This is a genomic window from Niveispirillum sp. GW835-FHT14G11 (assembly GCF_058793615.1).
In genome coordinates this window covers 1-8917 of sequence record NZ_JBXAFZ010000041.1, presented here as the reverse complement: position 1 = coordinate 8917, position 8917 = coordinate 1, and the positions used below count along the sequence as shown (strand labels likewise).

Genomic DNA, 8917 nt, shown 5'->3' with positions numbered 1-8917 from the left:
TGACTGATAACTAATAATTATCAGACGAGGCGGTACGCATGAACGGTAGGCGGAGCTTCATCGTCCCGATTTTCAACGGCCTTCGTTATCTGCGGTCCTTCTGGGAGTCAGTGTTGCCGCATCTGCGGCCGGGTGACGAGGTGATTACCGTCGATGACCTGTCGACTGAGGATATTGGATCGGCCATGCCGACCTTTCCAGAAGGTATCCGAGTCCTCCACATGCGCAATGACCGGTCTCGCGGCTATGCGGGCACCGTCAATCGTGCGATGGCGGAAGCGACAGGTGATTTCTTCATCCACCTCAATACAGACCTGATCCTGTGTCCCAACGCCTGCGATCATTTGACACGTGTTTTCCAGGAGCGTCAGGATGTCGGCATCGTCGGTGCCAAGATCGTTTATCCCCAGAACGGGACTATCGATCATGTCGGCATCTCATTCTCCAAACGTTCCAAGTATCATATCTTCCAGTTCCTGCGGCCTGACCACCCTTTGGCTAGCAGAAGTCGGGATGTCCAGGCGACAACTGGTGCTATTCTTTGCTTCCCAAAGCACTTATACGACGCGCTGGGTCCAATGGATGAAGAATTGTACAACTGTAACGAGGAAGTCGATTACTGCTTCCGTGCGCGCAGAATCGGTTTGAAGGCGCATGTTAATGCGGACGCGGTAGTATATCATTGGGGTAGTCAGTCCGGGCATGCTCGCTTTGTCCGCCTTGCAGAAGCCGAAGCCGTGTTCTTCGGAAAATGGCGTGCAGAGATTGAAACCGATATCGGCCGCTATGTGGAGGAAGGGCTCCGGTATCAGTTGGAACGCAGGCCCCACCTCGCCGAACGGTCGGGCCACGTTCTCAACCTTTCGAAAGGATCGGTGGATACGGAGGTCATCAAGACTATCCGCGATGTCCTGCCCGCTGCATCACGTGACGTCGAGTTCGATTATCGGCAACTCAACAATGTAAATGAAAAATACTTCATTCCCATGCTGACGCCACATTCAATGCTGCGGCATGCTCGGCCATTCATTTATGTGGTCGATGCATTCACACAATTGAAGGATAATGATTATTGGTTCAGGCAGCGTCGGCATTTGGTCGGCGACGAAATGATAATTGATCATACCGGGAATTGCCTGGTCAGCGAAGAACTATGAAGCAACCCTCGTCATCGGCCCGACCGTTCATCAATGTTTTCCAGCCGACGCTCGGGGTCAGGGAGGCGGTGGCTGTCAGCCGGGTCATGGCTGACAATTGGCCGGGCCGTGGAGAGCAGACCCTTGCCTTTGAAAAAGCGTTTGCAGCACATGTCGACGTCGACCCTGAACGTGTCTTCTCCATATCGACCTGCACGGAAGCGCTGTTCCAGGCGGTCCTCGCGCTCGGCGTCGGCCCCGGCGACGAGGTCGTGCTGCCCACCATCCATTTCACAGGTGCGGCCAACGCGGTATGCGCGGTCGGCGCCCGACCGGTCTTCTGCGATGTTGACAGGCGGACGCTCAATCCGCGTCTGGAACAGGTGGCGACTGCTGTCACCCAGCGAACCAAGGCCGTAATGATCCTCCACTACGGCGGCTCCCCCGGCGCGGCGCGGGAGATTGCCGATTTCTGCCGCCGACGAAGCATATTCCTCATCGAGGACGCGGCCATCGCCGTCGATGCCAGGGTCGACGGCCAGGCTTGTGGGACATTCGGTGATATCGGTGTCTGGTCGTTTGATTCCATGAAGACCTTGTCCTGTGGCGACGGTGGGATGGTCTATTGCCGTGATTCAGCCATCGCCCAGCGGATCAAGACCGCCATCTTCCTCGGTCTGACAGAAGCGGGCGGGTTTACCTCCCGCTTGACGGCCCGATGGTGGGAACTGTCTATAGGATGCTTCGGGCGGCGGGCCATTCTCAACGATATCGCTGCCTCGATCGGGCGGGTCCAACTGACGCGCTTGCCCGCCTTCAGCCGCCGCCGGTCCCGTATCGCACAGCGTTACCGCATCGGCCTGAGGGATGCGCGGGCTTTGCTCACCCTGCCGCCTGCCCTCCCCGAGGGGCATCGCCAGTCCCATTCCTTCTTTTGGGTGCAACTGGCACCGGTGCTGCGCGATGGGCTGGCTCATCACCTGCGACAGTCGGGCATCTATACAACCTTTCGCTACCCTCCACTGCACCGTGAACCGTTATATGGATGGTCCGGGCCACCATTGCCGGAGGCGGAGGCCGCCGCCGACACCACGCTGCTGCTGCCGCTGCACCAAGGATTGACGCTCCATGATGCGGACCGCGTGATCAATGAGACATTGTGGTTTCTAAGCGGAGGTAGGCCATGAAGATCAGTCTGCCCATAATAGAATATAATATTATAGAGCATTGTAACCTGAAATGCGTGAATTGTGACCACGCATCACCGCTGATGCCGAAGACGATTGTCGCGCGGGACTGTATCATCGCCGACCTGCAGGCGCTGGCCACCGTGTTACGTGCCGACGAGATCAAGGTCATAGGAGGAGAGCCGCTTCTGCATCCTGACCTCCCGGAAGTTTTGCAGGCAATCCGTCAGTCGGACGTGGCCGACGCGATTACGCTGGTCACGAACGGCACCCTGCTGCACCGCATGGACACAGCATGCTGGTCTCGCATCGACCGGCTGCGGGTATCCCTCTATCCGGGGATCCGGCAGCCACTATCCTTGCCGGAGATTGAGCAACGCTGCCGTATCCACGGGGTCGAATTCACCCCGATACCCATGGGCAGTTTCCGCCATACCTTGCTGGATCATCGCATCGAAGACACGGCATTCGTGACCTTCGTCCGCGATCATTGCGAAATGCCAGTAGTGAACCATAGCCATACGGTGCGAAACGGGCGCTACTACAAATGCTCGCCTTCTGCCTTCACGGTGGATCGGCTTCGCCGCCAGGGCATCGAGTATGATCATGAAGGTAACAGCGTCGCCCTACACGGCAATCCGGTACTGGCAACTGAATTGGCCGATTTCCTGCGCTCCAACACACCCATGCCGGCCTGTTCCTATTGCCTGGGAACATCCGGCCTGTGGAGCGAGCATCGCCAAGCATCGTCGGTGAAGCAAAAGGAGCCTGCAGGGGGCGCCGCGCCCGAGGCCCCATGGGATTTGCTGGCGCCGGAAAAGCGCCGAGAGTGGATGGCCTCACAGGAGATGCGTTCATGATGCCGATCAGGGTAGCCATCGCCGGAATCGGGAACTGCGCCAGTTCCCTGATCCAGGGCCTGTCCCACTACCGTCAGGCACAGGACGCGGAGATGGTCGGGCTGGCACACGTGCGGATCGGCCCCTGGCGGTGCGCGGATATCGAGATCGTGGCAGCCTTCGATGTGGACCGTCGCAAGGTCGGCCAGCCTGTGGGCAGAGCCATCTTCGCCACCCCCAACTGTGCGGCCATCTTCTGCTCTCAAGTCCCTGACGGAGTGACGGTCCAGATGGCACCGCCTCTTGACGGAATCGCCCCCCACATGGGCGAGTGGCCGGAGGAACGGGCTTTCCGGCCCGCGCAGGAGACGCCGGTCGATGTCGCGCAAGTGCTGGCCGATCGCCAGGTCGATGTGCTTGTCTGCTACATGCCCGTCGGCGCGGATGAGGCGGTGCGCCATTATGCCCGCGCCTGTCTGGCGGGCGGCGTGGCGATGGTCAACTGCACACCGTCCTTCATCGCCTCCGATCCTATATGGGCGGAAGCGTTCCGCACTGCTGGCACGGTCATTGTCGGCGACGACATCAAAAGCCAAGTTGGTGCCACTATCGTGCATCGGTCCCTGGTGAAGCTGTTCGCTGATCGCGGTGTCCGCCTCGACCGGACCTACCAGCTCAATACCGGCGGCAATACGGATTTTCTCAACATGCTGGCCCGCGACCGGCTGGCGTCGAAGCGAGCATCGAAGACGCAGGCGGTGGTATCCCAACTCAATCATGTGCCCGAGTCCGACAATATCCATATCGGCCCCTCCGACTATGTTCCGTGGCAGGGGGATAACAAGATTTGCTTTATACGGATGGAGGGGCGCGGGTTCGGCAACATGCCCATCGAACTGGATCTGAAGATGTCCGTGCAAGACTCGCCGAACAGCGCTGGCATAGTGATCGATGCTGTACGCTGTGCGGCTCTTGGGCGGTTGCGGGGGCTGACCGGCCCGGTGGAGGCCGTGTCCGCCCTGTACATGAAGTCGCCACCTCGCCAGATGCGCGAAGCGGACGCGTTTGACGAGGTGGAAGGGTATCTTGTCGACGAACCAAGATGATCGGCCCCTGCGCATCGACTGGCCGGTCAGCGAGGAGGATTTCCTGGAATCCTACTATCGTCGGCTGCCGGCGCACCATGTGCGCTGCAACCGCCTGTATCTGGACACCGAACTCAACCGTAGCGAGATCGCTCTACGCGAGAGTATGGAACTTGGAATGTTCCTGCGCGCGCTGAATGAATGCGCCAACCTGTCGGCACCTGCGCGCTTCTCCACGGGAGATGCGTCGTTCGAGGTCCGGACCGCTCGGGCTTTGTGCGACGACATCACACCCGCCGCGACCTTCGGCCGTTTCGGTGATCCGTGCACGATCCGGGTTTATCTTGCGACTCCGGGCAGCATTCCGGTGGAGATGTTCGAGCTCGCCGATAGGCATTTCATGGGGTTCGGGCTGCCGTGCAAAGTGGGTTGGGCAGTTGGCTCCGTAGCCAGCGGCATCTTGTTCCTGTCGAACATCCAGAGCGAAATCGGCCAACGGCATTGGCTGCTGTTCGGACGGCGCGGAACCCGGACATTGGTTCGATATGGGGATGCGGTGTTCCTGAGGGCGAATGATGATCTGGTAACCTGCTATGGCCCTTTTCTGCCCCCCCTGAGGACCCTTTTTGCCGCCCGCTGGCAATCGATCCTGGTGCGGGCCTGCACTACCGCTGCGCGCAGCCTCGGCGTCGGCGCCATTGCCATCCAGCGCAATCCGGTTGAGACCATGCCCTGGTCGGTGCGCTCCCTGTACGACCCCTCCCTTTCACGTGTCCCAGGCCGGCCTCTCCAGGTCTTTACCAACCGCAATGTCTATGTTTACCACCTGATGGATGTTGATCGGTTGGAGGCCTGCCATGCGACATTCACTCGGGAAGCCCGGTGATTGCACGGGGCTGGACATGCCGCACCGGGGTACGCCGACGGCTGACTGCGCCCGCGCGGCAGTTGCCCGCATGCGCGAGCCCGCTGGTATGGGCCACCGCCGCGCCAGTCGGTGCGGATACTAACGGTCAAGAATTTTGACCTTTAGTAATCGGGGCTGGAAGAATTGGCGAGCTGTCAATCCTTCCATCCATCAGAAGAAAATATAGAAGGCCTGGCCGCGCCGGACATGGATCAGTTGGGTCTTTCCGATACCCCTGGCCGAACTGCCGGGAAAACGCTGCTCCAATTCCTGGGCGCGCGGATCGCCCAGCGCCGTCCAGATGCGAAACACCGCTGCCAGTCCCAGGCCGAGAAGGGAAAGGCGGTTCTGCCTATCTTCCCCGGAGCAAAGATCGAGCCCCTTGGTCATTAAGGTCAGGGCATGATCGGCATGGTGCGCCGCCGTCTCCGGACCGCCGACCCCGCTCTCCAGGCTGAACTGTGCGAGATTGATATGCGCGCGCCAAAGCGTTTCATGATGGTTGCCGCGATAGCAGACGCTGATGCATTCCATGAACCAGTGCACGGCCTCGCGACTGCTCACCATGGCCTTGCATATGCCCGCCATCAGGGCCGCGGCCCCTGCCTCTTGTACTAGGCCTTCCGACTGCGCTGCCGCATGCACGGTCGACAGGCTTTCGAACCATTTGTGATAGAGGGCCTCGTTGTCTTGGCCGGCCAAGTGAGCGCTGAACAGGTGGCCCATCGCCGACGTGATGATCCCGAGATATTGCAGATAGGCAGGGGCGCCATCCATTAGTGCCCCGCCTTCGTCGATCACCGCCGTGTAACGCGCAGGGTCCTGGTCGAGGCAGATATTGCCTTGGTCCATCAGTGCCTTCGCCAGGGAATACTTGTCACCACTCGCCCGCGCGATCTCTACAGTGCGGGCTGCGGCCTCCGCAGCCCCTTGGGCGTCGCCAGCCAGGGCGCAGGCAACAGACAATGCGTTCATCATGTCGAACGAGAGCGAGCCCAGGGCCGCGACGGACCGTTTCGGCGCGATCTTCTGAATGCTGGTCAGCATCGGCAATAGGCGTCGCAGACGCTCGGCCGCCCGCGACGCACGGAGCAGGTTGATCTCGCTACCAGCGAGGGTAACACCGGCGCGCAGCGTCAACAGACTATCGGTGAAGCGGACTTTTATGCCGAATGACGTTTGTTCCAATTCCTCCACAATGCGGTTGCCAATTTCCACGGCTTTGCCGCGATCGCCAGCGGCGGTCATCAGCGACACCAGGCGCAGAGTGATCTGGGTACGTTGACGCATGCCCGCGTCGCCGGCATCCAGCATGGCGACCAACATCTCGGCGATGCGCAGGGCGAACTGCGTCTCGTTCTGTCGCTCCGCTGTGGACAGGGCAGGTATCAGAATTCCCCGAATGCCCTGGCGATCGACGACCGGCGCCTCGGCCATCACGGTAGCCCGGAGCAGCTGCCGCTGCGGTCCAGCGCCCTTCAGACTGTCCAGCCAGCGCAGGTGGATATCCACGCCCACCTGCCGGTCCTCAATGGTCAGTGGTATCCGGCGGATGGCATGGAAGCAGTTCTCATGGCGGAACCGGATCGCATCTCCCCGATGAGCCGGCAGGAGCAGAAGATCGGTTTCCTCGATGACCTTGTCGGACAGACCTGGCGCCACATGCGTGCGCAACGCTTCGAACAGGCTGGTTTCTAACCGGTCCGTGACTAATCCAGCCAATCGGATCAGCCGCGACAGAGGAGGCGAGTGGTGCGCGCAATGCCTGTACCGTTCCCGGATCAATTCCAGGACGTCAGGAGGAGCGTGATGATCCTCCAGTTCCGAATTAACGACATACAGCAGGTTGGTACGCGGGTTGCGAGCGACGATCTTCCTTTGCCGTAGTAACCGTATCTGCTCAACGATGTGCAGGGGATTGCCTGCGGCAAAGCGCATGATCTGGCTGACCAGCCTGTCGCGATACGGCACCATCTCAAGCGGCACGCGCGCCGTACCCGACTGGGCGTTCTCGAAGAAATCGGTTAGGAAATGGCGGCAGTCCGCGTCGCTCCACGCACGCAGGGCAACCGGTATGGCACGCCGGTCACGAATGAAATCCTCGAATACGGCGCAGGACCAGTCCACCTCTTGCCGTTCCTGGCGTGCGGTGAAAATTTCGCCTGTCCGTCCTTCATAGATCACGCACAGGCCATGGGCCAATTTTCCGGTCTCGGCTAGTTGGCCCAGCCGGTAGACGACCTCTCCCAATACCCTTAGCGTATCTCCCAGCGCCCAATGCAGATCGGACAGGTGCAATAGAAGCGGCCCCCGGCGTAGGGCGGCGGCCATCAGGGTCAGCAGGGCGAGAACGACCTGTTCCGCGTCCAAATTGCGGACGCCACCCCTGCGGCCCGTGAAAAACAGCGTCTCCAGGCTGGATGCGGCTGTCCCGGCCAATGTCGCATCCAAACGCGATAGATAGGTGGTGACGGATTGTTTGGGTGATGACCGTCGCGCCTCGTCCGGCAGCAGGCCATAGGCCAGATCGCCCAGCAACCGATAAGGGTCCTGCAGGCTGGTTGGATGCGATAGCGACAGCGCCCAGCCTCCCTGGTCCTGGGCGATGAAGGACAGTTCCTGGCAGAAGCGCGTCTTGCCGACACCACCATGCCCGGAAACAGTCATCTCACTCACGGCCTTGGTCCGCACTATGTCCCACTGAAAAGCGAAACTCCGGCGCTGATCCTCATAGGGTGGCCAATAGAAGGCAGGCTGAAACGTGTCCGCGAAATCCACAGTGCCGAGATCCTCCCATGCGAGAATCTCCTTGCCACTGACGATCTCCAGCCTGCCCAGTGGCTGTCTGCCCGGTGAATAGCAGACCAGGTTCAACTGGACAGGGCGGGTGAATGTATCGGAAACGAGCAGCGGTGCGCCTTCGTCGGACAGTGCCGCCTGTGGTAGTACGAGGTAGGTGGACAATTCCGCTTGGGGGTGCGGACGCCAGCGGAACCGTATCTGGTCGGACATGATGATGGGGGAGGTCACTGCCGCAGTGACCTCTATTGGCATGCCCGTCCGCGCACGCTCGGGTTTGGCTATTATGTGCAGCGTCGCTGTCTGACGGGCGGCGACCTTCTGGAAGTAATTGACGATCGCTTCCCGGTCCTTGGCATCAAGCTCTTGCTTGTCCACCAACTGTGAAAGATAGCTATGCGTGCGGTTGCCATGATGGATGAACATGGCGGCAATGTCATCGAGCCCGAACAAGCATATAGGCCGGTCGAACTCCTTCTCCAATATATCTATTTTTAACTTTACCTTCTCTTTTTCATCATTCGTCATATAGGCCACAATCAGGTAGCAAATCTCTTTTTTGTGATGCTTCATGATCAGGATGCTGTGGGCTAGCTCCTTGGCCGGATCGGTTGTTCCTGTACGCATCTTGCATTGACCGCCGATCTGCATTGCAGCTTGGACGGGTGGGCGCAGGGATTCGAAAATCCGCCTGCTCCCATGGAAATCAAGCCCTTGATCCTTCGCGTAGGGGGTAACGGTCCACTTGAATTCATTTTGAACGCTGCTCATCAGCAAAGCTAGGATGGCTTCGAAAAGCTGGTATCCGGTCTTGCTGGCTTCTTTGGGATGGATCTCCGTTGGAATAAAACGGACGCGCCGATCCAGTACCTTGATGATCGCCTTGGTCTCAGGAGCCAAGCTTGACGCCTTAGATCTCACGCGTTTCACCGACGGTTGCATCATAATTATTAGTTATCAGTCA

General features: G+C 59.6%; 6 protein-coding genes. 5 read left to right on the top strand and 1 reads right to left on the bottom strand.

What is annotated here, in order from left to right; genetic code table 11:
• Nucleotides 1-38 precede the first annotated feature (38 nt).
• The 5 genes from AC1Q7F_RS32370 to AC1Q7F_RS32350 are packed head-to-tail and all read left to right on the top strand — an operon-like array spanning nt 39 to nt 5133.
• Nucleotides 39-1157 carry a glycosyltransferase family 2 protein gene (locus AC1Q7F_RS32370; protein WP_492512672.1) on the top strand — a complete coding sequence of 373 codons (1119 nt, stop codon included), beginning with the start codon at nt 39-41 and terminating at the stop codon, nt 1155-1157.
• Nucleotides 1154-2323, top strand: coding sequence for a DegT/DnrJ/EryC1/StrS family aminotransferase (locus tag AC1Q7F_RS32365; RefSeq protein WP_492512671.1), 1170 nt, complete (start codon nt 1154-1156; stop codon nt 2321-2323). Before AC1Q7F_RS32370 ends, AC1Q7F_RS32365 begins: the two co-directional genes overlap by 4 nt.
• Nucleotides 2320-3183, top strand: a complete 864-nt coding sequence (locus AC1Q7F_RS32360) for a radical SAM protein (protein ID WP_492512670.1) — start codon at nt 2320-2322, stop codon at nt 3181-3183. Before AC1Q7F_RS32365 ends, AC1Q7F_RS32360 begins: the two co-directional genes overlap by 4 nt.
• Nucleotides 3180-4268 (top strand): inositol-3-phosphate synthase, encoded by a 1089-nt coding sequence (locus AC1Q7F_RS32355; protein WP_492512669.1) that lies wholly within the window; start codon nt 3180-3182, stop codon nt 4266-4268. Before AC1Q7F_RS32360 ends, AC1Q7F_RS32355 begins: the two co-directional genes overlap by 4 nt.
• Nucleotides 4249-5133, top strand: coding sequence for a hypothetical protein (locus AC1Q7F_RS32350; RefSeq protein ID WP_492512668.1), 885 nt, complete (start codon nt 4249-4251; stop codon nt 5131-5133). Before AC1Q7F_RS32355 ends, AC1Q7F_RS32350 begins: the two co-directional genes overlap by 20 nt.
• A 192-nt stretch (nt 5134-5325) precedes the next feature.
• On the opposite strand, the gene AC1Q7F_RS32345 is transcribed toward AC1Q7F_RS32350, so the two are convergent.
• Entirely contained in the window at nt 5326-8853 is a 3528-nt protein-coding gene (locus tag AC1Q7F_RS32345; protein WP_492512667.1) for an ATP-binding protein, read from the bottom strand.
• Between the last annotated feature and the right edge of the window lie 64 nt (nt 8854-8917).

What these genes read in the sequence shown, in the direction of transcription:
- AC1Q7F_RS32370 (WP_492512672.1), top strand. Translation starts at nt 39, where the DNA reads ATGAACGGTAGGCGGAGCTTCATCGTCCCGATTTTCAACGGCCTTCGT.
- AC1Q7F_RS32365 (WP_492512671.1), top strand. Translation starts at nt 1,154, where the DNA reads ATGAAGCAACCCTCGTCATCGGCCCGACCGTTCATCAATGTTTTCCAG.
- AC1Q7F_RS32360 (WP_492512670.1), top strand. Translation starts at nt 2,320, where the DNA reads ATGAAGATCAGTCTGCCCATAATAGAATATAATATTATAGAGCATTGT.
- AC1Q7F_RS32355 (WP_492512669.1), top strand. Translation starts at nt 3,180, where the DNA reads ATGATGCCGATCAGGGTAGCCATCGCCGGAATCGGGAACTGCGCCAGT.